This window comes from Rhizobium sp. AN80A, from assembly GCF_030053015.1.
GTDB classification, from domain to species: domain Bacteria; phylum Pseudomonadota; class Alphaproteobacteria; order Rhizobiales; family Rhizobiaceae; genus Rhizobium; species Rhizobium metallidurans.
The window spans coordinates 1,004,837-1,021,845 of the sequence record NZ_JASJPX010000003.1 but is presented as its reverse complement, the minus strand read 5'-3'; the positions used below and the strand labels follow the sequence as shown (position 1 = coordinate 1,021,845).

General features: G+C 61.2%; 19 protein-coding genes and 1 pseudogene. 9 read left to right on the top strand and 11 right to left on the bottom strand.

The annotated features are described in order from the left end of the window. Positions 1 to 13 precede the first annotated feature (13 nt). Positions 14 to 451, top strand: coding sequence for a DUF1489 family protein (locus tag P3R82_RS16555; RefSeq protein WP_183900196.1), 438 nt, complete (start codon positions 14 to 16; stop codon positions 449 to 451). 37 nt (positions 452 to 488) lie between these two features. Here the strand turns inward: P3R82_RS16555 and P3R82_RS16550 are convergent, their stop codons facing one another. From P3R82_RS16550 to P3R82_RS16520, 7 genes are all read right to left on the bottom strand, one after another. Beyond that, positions 489 to 767: a hypothetical protein gene (locus P3R82_RS16550; RefSeq protein WP_183900197.1), complete on the bottom strand. Its 279-nt coding sequence runs from the start codon at positions 765 to 767 to the stop codon at positions 489 to 491. A 115-nt stretch (positions 768 to 882) separates the two neighbouring features. Continuing rightward, positions 883 to 2,337, bottom strand: a complete 1,455-nt coding sequence (locus P3R82_RS16545; RefSeq protein ID WP_283194622.1) for a serine hydrolase — start codon at positions 2,335 to 2,337, stop codon at positions 883 to 885. Between the two features lie 122 nt (positions 2,338 to 2,459). Beyond that, positions 2,460 to 3,230 carry a hypothetical protein gene (locus tag P3R82_RS16540; RefSeq protein ID WP_283194621.1) on the bottom strand — a complete coding sequence of 257 codons (771 nt, stop codon included), beginning with the start codon at positions 3,228 to 3,230 and terminating at the stop codon, positions 2,460 to 2,462. A gap of 247 nt (positions 3,231 to 3,477) precedes the next feature. Then, a complete protein-coding gene (locus tag P3R82_RS16535; RefSeq protein ID WP_283194620.1) occupies positions 3,478 to 4,083 on the bottom strand; it encodes a transglutaminase-like cysteine peptidase in 606 nt (201 codons plus the stop codon). Between the two features lie 376 nt (positions 4,084 to 4,459). Beyond that, positions 4,460 to 5,428 (bottom strand): prolyl aminopeptidase, encoded by a 969-nt coding sequence (gene pip / locus P3R82_RS16530; RefSeq protein ID WP_283194619.1) that lies wholly within the window; start codon positions 5,426 to 5,428, stop codon positions 4,460 to 4,462. A gap of 60 nt (positions 5,429 to 5,488) precedes the next feature. Further along, the gene (locus tag P3R82_RS16525; protein WP_183900202.1) at positions 5,489 to 6,100 is read right to left on the bottom strand and encodes a PilZ domain-containing protein; all 612 of its coding nucleotides are present in this window, start codon (positions 6,098 to 6,100) and stop codon (positions 5,489 to 5,491) included. An 88-nt stretch (positions 6,101 to 6,188) separates the two neighbouring features. Further along, positions 6,189 to 6,851, bottom strand: coding sequence for a PAS domain-containing protein (locus P3R82_RS16520; protein WP_283194618.1), 663 nt, complete (start codon positions 6,849 to 6,851; stop codon positions 6,189 to 6,191). 280 nt (positions 6,852 to 7,131) lie between these two features. Here P3R82_RS16520 and P3R82_RS16515 point away from each other — a divergent pair, with 280 nt between their 5' ends. After that, positions 7,132 to 7,899, top strand: coding sequence for a rhomboid family intramembrane serine protease (locus tag P3R82_RS16515; protein WP_283194617.1), 768 nt, complete (start codon positions 7,132 to 7,134; stop codon positions 7,897 to 7,899). Between the two features lie 102 nt (positions 7,900 to 8,001). Next, positions 8,002 to 8,436 (top strand): CBS domain-containing protein, encoded by a 435-nt coding sequence (locus P3R82_RS16510; RefSeq protein ID WP_183900205.1) that lies wholly within the window; start codon positions 8,002 to 8,004, stop codon positions 8,434 to 8,436. Between the two features lie 19 nt (positions 8,437 to 8,455). Here the strand turns inward: P3R82_RS16510 and P3R82_RS16505 are convergent, their stop codons facing one another. The 3 genes from P3R82_RS16505 to folE all read right to left on the bottom strand — a co-directional run bounded on the left by P3R82_RS16505 (position 8,456) and on the right by folE (position 10,625). Further along, the gene (locus P3R82_RS16505) at positions 8,456 to 9,418 is read right to left on the bottom strand and encodes a patatin-like phospholipase family protein (protein ID WP_283194616.1); all 963 of its coding nucleotides are present in this window, start codon (positions 9,416 to 9,418) and stop codon (positions 8,456 to 8,458) included. Positions 9,419 to 9,527: 109 nt separating this feature from the next. After that, positions 9,528 to 9,986: a phosphoribosyl-AMP cyclohydrolase gene (gene hisI, locus P3R82_RS16500; protein WP_283194615.1), complete on the bottom strand. Its 459-nt coding sequence runs from the start codon at positions 9,984 to 9,986 to the stop codon at positions 9,528 to 9,530. Positions 9,987 to 10,010: 24 nt separating this feature from the next. After that, the gene (gene folE / locus P3R82_RS16495) at positions 10,011 to 10,625 is read right to left on the bottom strand and encodes a GTP cyclohydrolase I FolE (RefSeq protein WP_283194614.1); all 615 of its coding nucleotides are present in this window, start codon (positions 10,623 to 10,625) and stop codon (positions 10,011 to 10,013) included. A gap of 303 nt (positions 10,626 to 10,928) precedes the next feature. On the opposite strand from folE, the gene P3R82_RS16490 reads away from it, so the two are divergent. From P3R82_RS16490 to thrS, 4 genes are all read left to right on the top strand, one after another. Continuing rightward, complete coding sequence (locus P3R82_RS16490) at positions 10,929 to 11,375, top strand: iron-sulfur cluster assembly scaffold protein (protein ID WP_283194613.1); 447 nt, start codon at positions 10,929 to 10,931, stop codon at positions 11,373 to 11,375. Positions 11,376 to 11,378: 3 nt separating this feature from the next. Then, entirely contained in the window at positions 11,379 to 11,780 is a 402-nt protein-coding gene (gene yidD / locus P3R82_RS16485; RefSeq protein ID WP_283194612.1) for a membrane protein insertion efficiency factor YidD, read from the top strand. After that, positions 11,777 to 12,304 carry a DUF1697 domain-containing protein gene (locus tag P3R82_RS16480; RefSeq protein ID WP_283196360.1) on the top strand — a complete coding sequence of 176 codons (528 nt, stop codon included), beginning with the start codon at positions 11,777 to 11,779 and terminating at the stop codon, positions 12,302 to 12,304. Before yidD ends, P3R82_RS16480 begins: the two co-directional genes overlap by 4 nt. 122 nt (positions 12,305 to 12,426) lie before the next feature. Continuing rightward, positions 12,427 to 14,433, top strand: a complete 2,007-nt coding sequence (thrS, locus tag P3R82_RS16475) for a threonine--tRNA ligase (RefSeq protein WP_283194611.1) — start codon at positions 12,427 to 12,429, stop codon at positions 14,431 to 14,433. Positions 14,434 to 14,520: 87 nt separating this feature from the next. Here the strand turns inward: thrS and P3R82_RS16470 are convergent, their stop codons facing one another. After that, positions 14,521 to 15,612: a hypothetical protein gene (locus P3R82_RS16470; protein WP_283194610.1), complete on the bottom strand. Its 1,092-nt coding sequence runs from the start codon at positions 15,610 to 15,612 to the stop codon at positions 14,521 to 14,523. 113 nt (positions 15,613 to 15,725) lie between these two features. Here P3R82_RS16470 and P3R82_RS16465 point away from each other — a divergent pair, with 113 nt between their 5' ends. Together P3R82_RS16465 and P3R82_RS16460 are read left to right on the top strand one after the other, a co-directional pair. Next, on the top strand, positions 15,726 to 16,310 hold the full coding sequence (locus tag P3R82_RS16465) for a nitroreductase (RefSeq protein ID WP_283194609.1): 585 nt from the start codon (positions 15,726 to 15,728) through the stop codon (positions 16,308 to 16,310). Next, a pseudogene (locus P3R82_RS16460) lies at positions 16,310 to 16,911 on the top strand (flavin reductase family protein). Before P3R82_RS16465 ends, P3R82_RS16460 begins: the two are co-directional and overlap by 1 nt. Positions 16,912 to 17,009: the final 98 nt, after the last annotated feature.

The following is a 17,009-nucleotide window of genomic DNA, read 5'->3' as shown; positions in this document are numbered from 1 at the left end:
TTTGAACGGCGGTATGGCATTGCATCTAATCAAACTCTGCGTCGGCGCCGACTCGATCGACGACCTGCGCGAATGGGTGGCCGAGCGTTCCTTGAGGGCGATCGCCGCCGGCATGGAACCGCATTCCGTTCATACGACCCGGATGGTCCCGAAGCGCGTTGAAGAACTGCTCGACGGCGGTTCGCTCTACTGGGTGATCAAGGGGCAGGTTCAGGCGCGGCAGAAGCTGCTCGATATCCAGGCTTTTACCGATGGCGAAGGCATCGGCCGCTGCCATCTGGTGCTCGGGCCCGAGGTCATCGAAACGGCCGTGCAGCCGAAGCGCGCATTTCAAGGCTGGCGCTATTATCCGGAAGATGATCGCCCGCGCGATCTCGATACGCTCGGCGAGGGCGTCGCCGAAATGCCGGCGGACTTGCGCCGCGAACTATCGGAACTCGGCCTTCTCTGACGCAACGAATGACGACAGAGAGGCCGGGTCCATCGGCTCAGCGCAGACGCATCGTCACCGGCGCCCGGCCTTCCGGGTTGGTGACGTGAAGATGAATGCGCGCTTCCGGCTGCGAGTAGCGCCAGGCGCGCGCGCCGTGCGACAGCAGCAGGTTGATCAAGTCCTTGGTCTTGGCCGTGGTTGTTTTCGGCCGCGGCATGCCGATCTCGGCAAGCCGCATGGCCGCTTCGTGAAGCGGATGCAGAACCGAGCGTGGATTCTTGCCAGTCAATCGACCTTCGGCCGGAAATTCCGGAACATTCTCGTTGATCGCCATAATTATCCCCGTACGCAATACAAATCAGGTCTAGGAAGGCCGGCCCTGTCGCGAACACCGATCAAGGCCGACTTCCGGGGCCGCCGCCTGAATTGATAGGCGGCGGTATCGATCATTACTGGGCGGAGGCCCAGCACTTCACGCCTGCACGCTTCAGCGTGTTGCAGGCATTGACGGCTTGCTTCTGGTCGTCGAAGCCACCGAAACGTGCGCGATAGCTGCCGGCGTTGGCGACAGCGAAAGGCTTTGCGGAGCTCAGCGCCTTGCCGCCCTTGTTCTTGGCGCCGTCAAGCAGTTCCATCGCGGCTTCGCGGCTGGCGGACACGCCGACCTGCACGACCCAGCCGGAGGGCAGCGATTCCTTCACCGATGCCGTCGTGATGCTATCGACCGAGGTGTCACCCTGTTCCGGCGGAATATAGGCTGCGGTCGGCGTCGGCACGGGCGCTACTGCCGCCTGCCGGATCGGCTGTGTCTTCACCCGCGTCGGCTGCGGCATTTCCTGCAGCAGTGGATTTTCGGACTTGGAGGAAGCCGGCGCGGCATAAGCCGCCTGCGCCGAGGCAACTTCGGTGCGGCTGACGGGTGCCGGACGTGTCTGCGGCAGCGCGGCGGCGGAAGCGACCTCCTGCTTGGCGACGGTCACCGGAATGACGGTTTCAGGAGAAATCTTCGGCGCCTGGGCGACAAGCGCCGACGAACCGCCGCGTGTCGAAGCCTTCGGCAGATACGACGCGATCAGGTTGCGCATCTGGGTATCGCGGGCAGGCGTGGAGGCACCACCCAGAACGACACCGACGATCGACTTGCCATCGACCTGGACCGAGCTGACGAGATTGAAGCCGGCGGCGCGCGTATAGCCCGTCTTGATACCGTCGACGCCGCGAACCGAACCGACCAGGCGGTTATGGCTGCGGATGATGCGGGTGCCGAACTTGAAGCTCTGCGTGGAGAAATAGCCATAATATTGGGGGAAGTGCTGACGCAGCGCGATGCCGAGCCGAGCCTGATCGCGCGCAGTGGTCATCTGCGCGGTATTGGGCAAGCCATTGGCATTGCGGTAGGTGGTACGCGTCATGCCGAGCGCACGCGCCTTGGCCGTCATCATCTGGGCGAAACGGTCTTCCGAACCGCCGAGCAACTCGCCGAGCGCCGTGGAGGCGTCGTTGGCGGACAGGGTGACGAGACCGAGAATTGCCTGCTCGACCGAAATGGAAGTGCCCGGGCGAACGCCGAGCTTGGTCGGCGCCTGGCCGGATGCAAAAGCGGAGAAGGGGACGGCGCTATCGAGACGGATGCGGCCCTGATCGAGCGCTTCGAACGTAAGATAAAGCGTCATCATCTTGGTGAGCGATGCCGGATACTGCAAGCGATCGGCGTTTTCGCTGTAGAGGACATTGCCTGTATTGGCATCGACGACGATGCCCGCATACTTCGAATTGGCTGCTTGCGCGTCGGCATTGACCAGGTCCAGGCCGAGCGTACCAACTGCCATTGACAGCGCAACGATTGCCTTGATCAGGAAATTGCTGGAGCGGGATGGGGAAGCGGAGGAGGCTGACCTTGACACTATTTCACTCTTTGCTTGGCTTGCACTTTAGAAAGAATCGAGACCGCGCTTCTCCCGCACGATCAAGCTCATCGAAGGTAGCCTTTCGGGGTTACCAATCCGTTTATGATTAATCGTTTGTTTCACCGTTCGGGACCATTCGACCGAGATGTCACGGAACGGTTCACAAGGCGCGTTTCCACAAATTGGGCAATAGCGGCATCAATATGTTCCCACTGTGCCAATTGCCGGCTGGAGAAGCGATAAAGCACACTTAAGTCGCGCCCGACCCTGATATCGCGCTGGCAGTCACCGCTCGTGGACAATTCCGGGGTCGCCGGCAAAAGGCAGCGCACCACGTAGTCGGGACGGCCCTGGCGCGGCGCGGTGAGCAGCACTTCCTCGCCATATCCGGAATCGGCCCGAAACCTGCGCAGCGTCATGCCATTGGCGTAAGGCTGCGGCGTAGGGTCGACCAGATGCGAATAGATCGGCTCGAATCGCCCGGACATGTCGCGCGACATGGTCGCCTGCGTGACTTGCAGGAAAATCAGATCAGATGACTTGGCGGTATCGTCGAAGCGATCGCGGTTCTCGCTGGAATAGCCCTGCATCTGCGGCCACGTTAGGTAGAGGTCCGCGCGCTCGGCGGAGCCGCTGTGACGCTGGCTCGGGAAACGAATCGTATTTTCCTGCAGCTGCAGCGTATCCTGACCGATCGTCAGCGTGACCTGAGCCGTGCTGTCGGTGTTTCCGGCAAGCGAAACGCGGGCGCCGAACCATCGCCCGCCAATGCTGATGGCAACGGTCAGTGCCGCCAGAAGGGTGACGACAAGGGTTGTGCGAATAAGAAAGCCGCTCGACAGGAGAGGGGATTCCTCGACCTCCGTGGAGCTTTGAAGGGCCTGGCGCATGACGGCTTTCGAATATCTGACCGTCGCAGGAAAAACGTGAGCCGCCGGTATCGCTGAACTGTGTCGCGATCATCAAGCTTGTATGGTTAATTAAGCGTTAAGGGTGGCGGCGCGATGGCTGCGATGCCCATAAAAAACGAGCCGCTCCTGGGACAGCAGGAGCGGCTCCTAAGACGCCGGTTTAGACGAGTATGCGGGACGGAACCAGGCGTCTCGATCGAGTGTCGGATTGCTCCGGCGAAAGAGATTACTTGATGCTGCCGACCGCGACGGCACGCCCGTCCTGGATCTTCACCCACTGGGCCGGATCGTCGACCGACTGGCGCTTCAGGTAGGTGTATTCGGTGTCAGCCCAAAGCATGACCTTGTTGCGCATGTTGTCGAGGACGAAATCGCCTCGATCGGTGCGCACCGTCAGGACGGCATGACCGTCGCCAGTCGGCTGGAGAACAACCGTTACGAGGAGATCGGACGGAGAAAACCCGGCTTTGATAAGGTTCTTGCGCTTTTCAAGCACGTAGTCTTCGCAGTCAGCAGCTGTCTGCGGGTAGGCCCAGCGCTCCTCGACGCCGTAGATTTCCTTGTCGGTCATCGGCGTGAACGTCGTATTGGCATCGTAGTTGACCTGCAGAATGGTCTTCCAGTTGCTTTCCGTCAGCACCATCGGGCCCTGGTCGCCGGCCGCGTTCTTGCAGTCCTCTGGAATTTCCTTGCAGAACTGGTAGGCGCCGATCGGCGGGCTGGTGTTGCCCAGCAGCGTCATGGTCTGGTAGCCGGCCTGTCCGGCGCTTGCCATCGACATGACCATTGCCGCAGCGGCGAGGCCGCTCTTGATGAACTTCGTGATCGTCATTTGTATGTCCCCGTTTCGTGAGGAGGACATTGCCAGACGTGTTTTTATTCGGCGCAAAATTCAGAAGCAAAATTAAAGACTTAGTTGATTCAAAAGCGCGTCGAATTCGGCTAAAATCAATATCGAATTTTACGGGAATTCGAAGAAAGTCTTCACCATTTTTGATTCAAGTTTTAGCTTTTGCGAAAAGCCCTCCATGTCGCCGGGTGGCTCGTTTCGGGGCAAAAGATTAACGCGCTCGGCTGTGGCGCGATTTCGGTAATATTGCGTTCATCATGTCGTCCTTGGGTAATCAACGCTTTGCTGGGTGCCGATAGGCCGGATTCCACGCGGATTGGCGCATTTTGAGCCGCTTTTTCGCGTGCTGAGACAAAAATTATTTTTGAGAAATTTCGAGAAATTTTTTGGTCGCAGCGATAATTGCGCTCGCCATACCGTCATGAGCGGGCGAATGGGCGGCATTTTCGACGACGACAAGCTCGCTTCCCGGCCAAGCGCGCGCCAGTTCCCACGCCGTGGTCAAGGGCGCTTCGAGGTCAAGCCGGCCCTGAACGAGAACGCCGGGGATGGAAGCGAGCCTTCCGGCGTCCCGTAATAGTACACCTTCCTCGAGCCATGCCGCATGACTGAAGTAATGCGTTACGATCCGGGCGCGGGTCAGCAGGTATGCCGGATCGCGCCAGCGTCGGGGGTAGCCGTCGGCATTGACGAGCAAGATGGAGGCCGCCTCCCAATCGTGCCAGTCCCGAGCCGCCTTGAGGCGCACCTCGAGATCCGGCGCATTGAGCAATGCCCTATAGCCCTCGATCACACCCTTGGCTCTCATATCACCGGGCAGGGATCCGTTGAGCCGATGCCATTCGGCTGGAAACAGCGCTGCCATGCCCTGTGTCAGCCAGTCGATTTCCAGGCGGCGCGTGGTCGTCACGCCAGCGAGCACCATTGCCGAGACGCGGGTCGGATGGGTCTGCGCGTAGGCGAGCGCAAGCGTGGATCCCCAGGATGTCCCGAACAGGACCCAGTCCGTCACCGCAAGGTGATGACGGAGCTTCTCGATATCCTCGATGAGGTCCCAGGTCGTGTTGGCGGAAAGATCCGTGCCCATATCGGCGGCATCGGGAAGACTGCGGCCGCAATTCCTCTGGTCGAACAGGACGATGCGATAGGCCGAAGGGTCGAAATAGCGTGCCGCCGAGGGCGAGGAGCCGGAACCCGGCCCGCCATGCAGATGGAGCGCCGGCCGGCCCTGCGGATTGCCATAGCTTTCCCAATGGATCAGGTGGCCGTCCCCGACATCGAGAAGGCCGCGGTCGTAAGCTTCGATCTCGGGAAAAAGAATCGCCATCCGGACGCCTCCTGAAAGGCGCCTCAATCCATCAGCTTCGTGAAGCCGGTATGACGATGATCAGAGAAATTCCCGCAGCGTGTCGCGGGATTGCAGCGACAGGAACTCGATCGCCACGCCTTCGACGAAGTGGCGCACCACGCGGCCGCGCATATTGCCGAGACGCAGCGGCGTGCCGATGGCAGGACGAACCTCGACGTCGACGGCGGCACCCGAAAGCGAAAGGTCCATGATCCGGCACGTATACTGCGTGCCGTCCTCGAGCGTGATTTCCGTCTGGGTCTCGCGCGGCATGAGGCGGTCGTGGCGGCGGTCTTCCGGCAGGCCGAGCTCATGCTTGTTGGCGAGCCACGTCAGCTGTGCCGCAAGCTTCTCGCGCTTGCGCTCGGTGGCGTGGATCGACATGGTGAAGCCGCGATTGTCGATCGTCTGGACATAGCCTTCGACGCGACCGAGGTGATCGATATAGGCGACGACGCGCTCGTTCACACGCGGGCGGCCCTGACAGGTCACATACATGTCGCCGGGCGACATATCGATGACCAGGCACTCGAATTCCTCGTAATTTGCCAGCATAAGGCGGCCCTGCATGTTGATGGGCACGCGCTGGAATGCACCTTGTTCAAGGCGAGGCGCAGTTTTTTGCGTCTGAGCTTGCTGGAAAGCGTGCATTAAAGGGCTTCTTTTACAAATAGCTTGGCGCCAAGCTTTACTCGCAATCCATTAACAGAAGGTTGTTCAGGAGGGGGTGTTTTACCGCTCAGCGGTAGTGCCGAAATGGAGCATCTCGTTTCGCGGGATCGTCGATCAGGCTCGACATCAAACGGCGCACCGTATCGGCGATCGAGCGGCTGCGGCTTGTCGCGGCTTGCGGTTCCTTCGCGCCTTGCGTGGTGTTCGCCAGCGGGTAGAGCTGCTCGTGCAGCAGCCGGCTGCGGTCGAGCGCCAGAAACTGCAGCGGAACGACTTCCAGCCAGCTGGCGGTCGTGGCCGGCGCGATGGCGCCGAGCAGCTTGCCGCACTCGCCGTCTGCATCGCGCAGGGGCAGAAGAATGATCTCGAAGGCGGCGCGATGGCCGGCGGTGCTGTATCCGGTTGCGTTCAACAGGGCCGGAATACCATGCTCCATGACGCCGATGGCGGTCTTCTCCATGTCCTCGTGGCCATGCGCCCAGAGTTCCGACAGGCAGCTGCCGCCGAGGTCGTGGCCGAAGAGGTCGCAGATCCGCGTGCCGGCGAGACGAAAGGTGACGCGGCCTGCGCCGGATGTCTCGAGCATGAAGAGGCTTGAAAGAAGATGTCTGATGTCGCGAGGCTCCACCTGCGTCCGCAGGGGAGCGATCTCGCTGCCGCGTAGCTTGTTCCAGTAGTCGAAGATCTGGATAGTGGTGTTGAGGCGCATTGGACTGCCGATCTGTTTCATTTCGGTTCAAACGGCGACCATCATGGCCACCTTGCCCCATGCCATGCGGATTTCATGCCAGATCCGGCCAGTTAAGGTTAAGGAAGGGTTTCGATTGTCTGCCGGCCCCCGCCGTGCCAGTATCTTTTCATTGCTTCCGGTATTGGAAGTTCAGCATGAATTGCTCGGGCGCGAAGTCATTCTCGGGGGACGCTCGGCAAGCCGTTCGGTAGATTGCCGGACGGCTTTTTTTGACCTGTCGTCCTGTAAGCCAGTGCACGCGAAGTGAACGAGGAATGCAATGGACGATACGAACGAGCCGCATCAGCCGACCGAGCCCGCCGCCAAGCCGCCGCGCACGCCCATTTTCAATCTTCCGGGTGCCATTGTCGCAACGATCGGTCTGTTGGCCGTGATCTACGCCGGGCAGACGCTTCTGCTCTCCGACAGCGGTGTCGATGCGCTGTTCTTCGATTTCGGCTTCATCCCGCTGCGCTACATCACGCCTCTGTCCGAGCAGGGGCCGCAATTGTTCTGGACGCCGCTCACCTATTCGCTGCTGCACGGAAGTATCGAGCACATCCTGTTTAACGGCCTCTGGCTGATGGCGTTCGGCGCCCCCGTCGCCCGCCGCATCGGCTGGGTTCGCTACACGGTTTTCTGGGTGCTTGCCGCGGTCGCGTCGGCAGCGCTTCAAGCCGTGCTGAACTGGGGTGACGCCGCGGTGCTGATCGGCGCGTCCGGCGTGGTCTCCGCGCTGATGGGCGCCGCCTGCCGCTTCGCCTTTCCGTCCGAACGCCGCGCGACGGTTCCAGCCCACCTCAATCCCCGGCTGTCGATTGCCGAGGCGTTGCGCAGCCGTACCGTCGTCATGTTCATGCTCTTCTGGTTCGCCGGCAATCTCCTGATTGCGGTCGGCGTTCCACTGATCGGTGACACCGGTCAGCCGATCGCGTGGGAAGCCCATATCGGCGGCTTCGTCTTCGGCTTCCTGCTGTTTTCGCTGTTCGATCGCCCGCCGCCCGAACTTCCGTCTGTTTCGGAGGAAGCGGATATATTGCAATCCTGACCGTTGAAGTGCACCATTCGAACTGATCCGCGTTGGGAGGAGAGACCGCCGCGGATGCCTGTGATCAGCTGAAGTGTCTCACTTTCGACATAGGAGGTTCAAATGTCCAATACAGTCAAAGCCATACTCGATGCCAAGGGCAGGGATGTCGTCACCGCCGGCCCGAACACCACCGTTTCCGAGGCCGCGGCGATTCTCAGCAAGAAGAAAATCGGCGCCATCGTCATCGTCGGCATGGAAAACAAGATCGCGGGGATTTTCACCGAGCGCGACGTGGTTCACGCGATCGCCAAGTCCGGCCCCGCCTGTCTTGATAGTTCGGTGGCATCGGTGATGACGGCGAAGGTTTACCGCTGCAACGAGGCGACGACCGTCAACGAGCTGATGGAACTGATGACCAGCCGTCGCTTCCGCCACGTGCCGGTCGAAAGCGCCGGCAAGCTGGCCGGCATCATCTCGATCGGTGACGTGGTCAAGACCCGCATCGCCGAGGTCGAGCGTGAAGCCGAGGATATCAAGGCCTATATCGCAGGCTGACAAGGGCGCGCCGGCTCGCTCAGCTGGAGCCGGCAAATAGCTCCTGCATGCGCCTCAACTCGGGAAGCCGCGCTGTGGCTTCCTGATAACCGCGCTCGATGGCTTCGCCGGCGCGGTGAAACTCCGAAAGGCCGATATCGCTCAATCTTGGTTGAAGCGAGATGTCGGGCGGGTCGCCCGCGAGACGCGCGCGCGCGATGCGATCCTGGATGATGTTGAATGCCTGCACCATGACCCCGGTCATGCCGAGCTTGGCATAAGGCGCGTGCTCCTGCTTCTGCACTTCCGATGGCGTCAGGCTGGCGCTGTGGCGAACCACGGCCGAGCGGCCATAGATGTCGTAGTTCAGGTTGACGGCGACGACCAGCGGCTGCTCGTAGGCACGGCACACCGAGACGGGCACGGGATTGACGAGAGCGCCATCGACCAGCGTGCGGTGATTGCTGCGCACGGGTTCGAAAATGCCGGGCAGGGCATAGGAGGCCCTGAGCGCCGTGATCAGCGAGCCGTTGGCGATCCACACCTCGTGGCCGCTGTTGACCTCGGCTGAAACCGCGACGAACGGCCGGTCGAGATCCTCGACATTCAGCCCTTCCAGATGCTCCTGCATGCGTTTGGTAAGCCGCATGCCGCCGAACAGGCCGCTGCCGCCGATCGTAAGGTCGAGCAGGCTTGCGATCCGGCGCATGGTCAAGGAACGGGCGAAACTCTCGAGTTCGTCGAGCTTGCCGGCAAGATAGCAGCCGCCGACCAGCGCGCCAATCGACGTGCCGGCGATCATGCCGATCTCAATTCCCGCTTCGTCGAGCGCCCTGAGCACGCCGATATGCGCCCAGCCGCGCGCAGCGCCGCCGCCCAGCGCGAGCGCCAGCTTCGGTTTCTGCTGTGCGGGAACGGGGAGCTTGATATCGGAGGGCGTGGCTATGCCGGCGTCGGAACCGACGGTTTCGGAGCCTTGACGGATCAAACTCCAGCTCACCATGGCAAACCTCCCCCTGGCACGACACCCACGCAAATATTAGTGCGCCGCCACCCTTTCGAATTGGTATATGGCCGCCTCTCTTGACCCAAAAAGAGACGGCTGGCCGTCGTTACGGCTCTTTTCCGTAGACTTCGTGGGGATCGAACTGGCGCTCGTCGTCGGCGATCGCAAGCATCGGTTTGCCGTCTTCCAGGCTGACGGTCCGATAGAAGCAGGATCGCCGGCCAGTGTGGCAGGTCGCATCGTGGCCCGCAACTTCGACCTTTAGCCAAATTGCGTCCTGGTCGCAGTCGGTGCGGATTTCCTTCACCGTCTGGATGTTGCCCGAAGTCTCGCCCTTCAGCCATAGCTTGCCGCGCGAGCGGCTGAAATAGTGGGCCTGGCCGGTCTGGATGGTGAGCGCTAGCGCCTTCGCATTCATATGCGCCACCATCAGCAATTCGCCGTCATGGGCGTCGGTCACGATCGCAGTGATTAGGCCGCGATCGTCGAACCGCGGCGTGAAATCACCGGCATCCTCAAGCTCGGACTTGTCTTCGGACGGCGCATTGAAGGCAAATGGCATCATCGCGGCTTTCTGAAATGAAGCCGGTCAGCGGCTCCGCACCATGGATATGAATCGGGCTTGGTCAGCCGGCTCAGTTTTAAATGTGCCGGTGAAGGTTGTCGTCAATGTGGTCGAGCCCTGTTTCTGAACGCCGCGCATCGCCATGCACATATGTTCTGCCTCGATCATCACCGCGACGCCGCGCGGGGCAAGCGTTTCGTCGATCGAACGGGCGATCTGGGCGGTCATGGTTTCCTGCGTTTGCAGGCGGCGGCCGTAGATTTCGACGACGCGCGCGATCTTCGACAGACCGAGAACCTTGCCGTCGGGCATGTAGGCCACGTGCGCCTTGCCGATGATCGGAACCATGTGATGTTCGCAATGCGAAAAGAACGGAATATCCTTCACCAGCACCATGTCGTCGTAACCGGCGACCTCCTCGAAGGTCCGGCCAAGCACCTCTCCGGCATCCATCTCGTAGCCGGCGAAGAGCTCGCGATACGCTTTCGCGACACGCGCCGGCGTATCCAGCAGTCCCTCGCGCGAAGGGTCGTCGCCGGCCCAGCGGAGCAGCGTGCGCACCGCCTCTTCGGCTTCCTTCTGGGTTGGGCGATTGGATTCTGGCGTGGTCTGCGGAAAGTTCTTTACGATGGCGTCCATCTGCAACTGTCTCCTGATCCGCAAGGCGGACCGTATTTCGGACTAGCCACTGGCAATCCCACTCGGGAATAGTGCACCTTTGGCAGGCTCCGGGGCTTTCAGGGCGAAAATCTGCGGCCCTTCCGGCACGGTTTCCCATTCAAACTTACACGAGGCCATTGCATTTCGATGGCCTTCGAACGACATACATATAGGAAAATGGCATCGCTATGTAAGTCTTCCAGCGCGACACGGTGTGTTTTTGTTTGTGCTACAATAAACGATCAGCCGCCTATCCGCATGAAATATGGAGCGGAATACCCGATGGACGACATCTACAACAGCAAAATTCTCGAATTCGCCGGCAATATACCGCTGATCGGCTCTCTTGAGGAGGCAGATGCCAGCGCCCAGGCGCATTCCAAGCTTTGTGGCTCGAAAGTCAGGATTTGGCTGAAGATGGATGGCGATACGGTTTCGGCCTTCGCCCATGACGTCAAGGCCTGCGCGCTCGGTCAGGCCTCGTCCTCGATCATGGCCCGCCATGTCGTCGGCGCGACGGCGCAGGAGCTGCGCCAGGCCCGTTCGGACATGCTCGCCATGCTGAAAGAGGAGGGCGAGGGCCCCTCCGGGCGCTTCGAGGACATGCGCTATCTGAGGCCCGTCCGCGACTACAAGGCCCGTCACGCCTCCACGATGCTGACCTTCGACGCCGTGGTCGACGCGATCGGACAGGTCGAGGCCAAGCGTGCCGAGATGGTGGAGGCTTGAACCATGTGCCAGTTCTGCTTGCCGAACGATCACGACGACGAGGATGAAGGCGGCGCCGCCGCGCCAACCCAGGCAAGGCCGATTGTGCCGTCGCGCAATTACACCGGACCCTTCCGCAAGACGCCTGACCGGCTGTTCGGAATGGGCTTTATCCGGCTCTACCAGCTGACGCTGTCCGGCTTCATCGGCAATTCCTGCCGCCATATCCCAACGTGCTCGGAATACGGTTACGAGGCCATCGCCCGCCATGGTCTGTGGAGCGGCGGATGGATGACGCTGTTTCGCGTCGGCCGTTGCGGCCCCGGCGGCACCAGCGGGCTCGACCGCGTTCCGGAAACGCTCGGTTCGCGTTTCCATTGGTGGACGCCGTGGCGTTATCTGGCGCTCGGCCGCAAGCCGGCGTGATCACCTGCGTCGCACTCCTGCATAGCATCGTTCTGGCGCCGGGCCGCAGGGTCGTCATGTCTGATCTGCGCGACATGGCCTCGTCGCTCGGCTATCGAAATCCGCGCACACTGGTTTCGACGGGCAATATCGTCTTCGAAACGCAGCCGTCACCGATCGGTGATATCGAGCTGCGGCTGGAGCAGGCGTTCAAAGCGCGCTTCGGAAAGCCGGTCGATATCCTTGTTCGAACGGGAGAGGATTGGCGCAAGATCGCCGCCACCAACCCGTTTCCCGAGGGCGATGGCAGCCAGGTGATCCTGCGCGTCATGCGAAAGCCGCTCGACCACGCGGTTCTCGATAGGTTACGGCCGCATGCGCAGCCGAACCAGCGCCTTGCCGTGATCGGCGGCGATCTCTGGATCGATTTTGCCGGCAAGCCCAGCGAATGGAAACTGCTCTCCGCGCTCACGACGAAGCGTATGGGCGTCGGCACACTGCGCAACTGGAACACCGTTCGCGGGCTCGCCGAAATGGTCGGCTAACCCGTCTTTTCCTTTACTGCGACGGCAAATCCCGGTATCAGGCGGCGGCGTGTTCGTGATCCGAAACGCATCATTGCAACCACCCGCATTCGTTGGCGGGACTGGACAAGGAGAAGTCTAAAATGTCCCAATCCGTTTCCCTGACATTCCCCGATGGTTCCGTGCGCAGCTACGACGCTGGCGCAACCGGCAAGGATGTCGCTGAATCCATTTCCAAGTCGCTTGCCAAGAAGGCCGTCGCCATCGCGATCGACGGCACCGTGCGCGACCTTTCCGATCCCGTCGTCGACGGCGCGATCGAGATCATCACCCGCGCCGATCCGCGTGCGCTGGAGCTTATTCGCCACGATGCCGCCCACGTCATGGCCGAAGCCGTGCAGGAGCTCTGGCCCGGCACGCAGGTCACGATCGGTCCGGTGATCGAGAACGGCTTCTATTACGATTTCGCCAAGAACGACCCCTTCACGCTCGACGATCTTCCTAAGATCGAAAAGAAGATGAAGGAGATCATTTCGCGCAACGCTGCCTTCACCAAGCAGATCTGGTCGCGCGAGAAGGCCAGGGAAGTCTTCGCCGCCAAGGGCGAGAGCTACAAGGTCGAGCTCGTCGATGCGATCCCGGAAGGGCAGGACCTGAAGATCTACAATCAGGGCGAATGGTTCGACCTCTGCCGCGGGCCGCACATGGCCTCCACCGGCCAGGTCGGCACGGCCTTCAAGCTGATGAAGGTTGCCGGCGCCTACTGGCGTGGCGACAGCAACAACGCCATGCTCTCGCGCATCTACGGTACGGCCTGGGCCGAGCAGGCGGATCTCGACAACTACCTGCACATGCTGGCGGAAGCCGAAAAGCGCGATCACCGCAAGCTGGGGCGCGAGATGGATCTGTTCCATTTCCAGGAAGAGGGCCCCGGCGTCGTCTTCTGGCACGGCAAGGGCTGGCGGATGTTCCAGGCGCTGACCTCCTACATGCGTCGCCGCCTTGCCGGCACCTATGAAGAGGTCAACGCCCCGCAGGTTCTCGATGCCTCGCTCTGGGAGACCTCTGGTCACTGGGGCTGGTATCAGGAAAACATGTTCGCGGTGAAGTCGGCCTATGCCTTCACGCATCCGGAGGACAAGGAAGCCGACAACCGCGTCTTCGCGCTGAAGCCGATGAACTGCCCGGGTCACGTGCAGATTTTCAAGCATGGCCTGAAGTCCTACCGCGAGCTGCCGATCCGTCTGGCCGAGTTCGGCACGGTGCACCGCTACGAGGCCTCCGGCGCGCTCCATGGCCTGATGCGCGTTCGCGGCTTCACCCAGGACGACGCGCACGTCTTCTGCACGGAAGAGCAGATGGCGGCCGAATGCCTGCGCATCAACGACCTCATCCTGTCGGTCTATGAAGACTTCGGCTTCAAGGAAATCGTCGTCAAACTCTCGACCCGTCCTGAAAAGCGCGTGGGATCCGACGCTCTCTGGGACCGCGCCGAAGCCGTGATGACCGAGGTGCTGAAGACCATCGAGGAACAGTCCGAAGGCCGCATCAAGACCGGCATCCTGCCGGGCGAGGGCGCGTTCTACGGTCCGAAGTTCGAATATACGCTGAAGGACGCCATTGGCCGTGAATGGCAGTGCGGCACCACGCAGGTCGACTTCAACCTGCCGGAACGCTTTGGCGCCTTCTATATCGACAGCAACTCCGAAAAGACGCAGCCGGTGATGATCCACCGCGCCATCTGCGGCTCGATGGAGCGCTTCCTCGGTATCCTGATCGAGAACTTCGCCGGACACCTGCCGCTGTGGATGTCGCCGCTGCAGATCGTCGTCGCGACGATCACGTCGGAAGCCGACGCCTACGGCGAGGAAGTTGCCGAGGCGTTGCGCGAGGCCGGGCTCCATGTCGAGACCGACTTCCGCAACGAGAAGATCAACTACAAGGTCCGCGAACACTCGGTCACCAAGGTGCCCGTCATCATCGTTTGCGGCAAGAAGGAAGCCGAAGAGCGCACGGTCAACATCCGCCGTCTCGGCAGCCAGGAGCAGAGCTCGATGTCGCTCGACGACGCGATCGCGGCGCTGACGCACGAGGCGACGCCGCCGGATGTGCTGCGCAAGGCTGCTGCCAGGAAGGCGAAGGCCGCCTGAGGCTTTTCTGATCTTCGACTGAAAACGAAAACGCCCGGTCCGCAATGGCCGGGCGCTTTGCATTGATGAGGATATCGATTGCCTCAGTCAGGAATCGACGCCACTGTCCGCCGTACCGCTCTGGAGTTGTTCGAACGAGGGCATTGCTTGCGAGTTATGCGGCTGTTCCGTTTCGTTTTGCTGCTCCGGCGGCAGCTGCTGCAATGTCGTCGCCGCCGGTCCCTGGTCCGGCTGCACGTCCTTCATGAGAACTTCGACGTCCATGTTCTTGCCTGCCGCGACCTTGAATTCGCGCTGATAGATCTTGTCCTTGTTGCGCGCGACGGCGGAGTATTCGCCCTCGGCAAGCACCATGGTCGGAAAGGCGCTGACGCTTTCGCCAACGGCGTCGCCGGCGGCCGTCAGGATCGACCAGGCGGTATCCGCGATCGCTTCGCCGCCCTTGTCGGAGACGAGTTTGAAGGTGATCTGCGCCGCCTTGTGCTGGATCGTCGCTTCCGTGAGCTTGCCCGCTTCCACCTGGATGTCGGCACGTACCGATGCGTTGGTCTCGCCATATTCGGAAACGACATGATAGGTGCCGGCGTTGAGCCTTACCACCGTATTCGGCGGCACATCAGCCATCACGAGACCACGCTCGCCATCCTCGCGTACATCGCCGGAATAGATCGAGAAGCTCAGCTGATCGGGCCGGATCTTCACATCCGATCCGGAGACCGCGTTGAGCAGCAGACCGCCGGCCTCAAGAACCATGGTCTGCTTTTCAAGCGCGCCGTCCTCTGGAACCGAAAGCTTGCGTGTCACGCCGGCACGACCGAACGACACGTTGACGAAATAGTCGCCCGGCGCGAGCTGGAAGTCGGCCGAACCGCCCTGGGAACTGGCGATCAGCGGCAGCTTGCCGTCGCTCCCGGCAACAGGGCTGAACACATACCAGGAGAGGCCATCCTTGACGGCATCGCCCGACGCCGTGAGCTTTGCCTCGAGCGCGACCGGACGCAGCTGCGTGCCCTGCGGCGCTCCTCCGGGCGCGATGAAGGCATTGAGCTTGGGCATCTTCGCGGTCGTGTCGAGCTGCTTGAACTCCTTGAAGGCGTCCTGCGCGCCGGCGACGACGGGCATCAAGGCAAGGAGAGCGGCGGCAACACTCCAGCGGGCGTATGGCAAAATGCCGAGCATGTGTTTTGCGAACCAATTGACAACTGAAATGACAGAGGCCACTTCAAGACCAACCCGATGGCAAATTCAAGACCCATCGCCGATACCGCAATGAAAATGAGAGTTTCTTGTCCATGAGATCCGATATCAAGCTGATCGACTATCTCGGCGTCCGCCGCTCCATTCCCGCCTTCCAGATGTCCGAGCCGGGCCCCGAAAAGCCCGAGATCGAGGAGATACTGCGCCTTGCCTCGCGTGTGCCGGATCACGGCAAGCTGGCACCTTGGCGCTTCATCGTCTATCGCGGCGAGGAACGGACCCGCATTGGCGAGGAGCTTCTGAAGCTTGCCCTGGAAAAGAAGCCCGATCTGTCCGACGAGATGATTCAGGTGGAGCGCAGCCGCTTCACGCGCGCGCCCGTCGTCGTCGCGGTCGTCAGCAAGGCCGGCCCGCACGTCAAGATCCCGGAATGGGAGCAGCTGATGTCGGCCGGCGCCGTCTGCCTCAACATGATCTTCGCGGCCAATGCCCATGGCTGGGTCGCCAACTGGCTGACCGAGTGGTTCGCCTATGACGAACGCGCCTATCCGCTGCTGGGCGTCGAGCCCGGCGAGAAGGTCGCCGGCTTCATCCACATGGGCTCGACGACGTTCCCGCCCGTCGAGCGCCCGCGCCCCGAGCTTTCCGAGACGGTCACCTGGGTCGGCGGGGAAGGTTGATGTTCTACACGACGGATCAGAACCGGCATGGCCTTGCGCACGATCCCTTCAAGGCGATCGTGTCGCCAAGGCCGATCGGCTGGATCGGCAGTAAGGGCGGGGACGGCACGCTGAACCTGGCGCCTTATTCGTTCTTCAACGCCATATCGGACCGTCCGAAGCTGGTCATGTTCTCGTCGAGCGGTCGCAAGGACAGCTATCGAAACGCCAGCGAAACCGGCGAATTCACCTGCAACTTCGTCAGCCGTAACCTGATCGACAAGATGAACATGTCCTCGGCCGCCGTCGCCTATGACGTCGACGAGTTTGCATTGTCCGGACTGACGCCGAAGAAGGGGAGCTCGTCGATGCTCCCTATGTGGCCGAAGCTTTCGCGGTCCTGGAATGCAAGGTAACCGAGATCATCGAGCCGAAGTCACTCAGCGGCGAGCCGTCGGACAGCGTCATGATCTTCGGGCAGGTCGTCGGTATCCATATCGATGAAGCGATCCTGCGCGACGGCCGTATCGACATGGGTCTGGCGAGACCCGTCGCCCGTCTGGGCTACATGGATTACAGCGAGAGCAGCGATGTATTCGAGCTCTTCCGGCCCAAGGCCTGAAAAGCCCCGCAGCCCTGAAGAAGGGTTAAAGTATATGGTGAACCAATCATAAACTTTTTGCCGCTACCGTCATCCTCAACACTTGGGGTGTGAGAGAA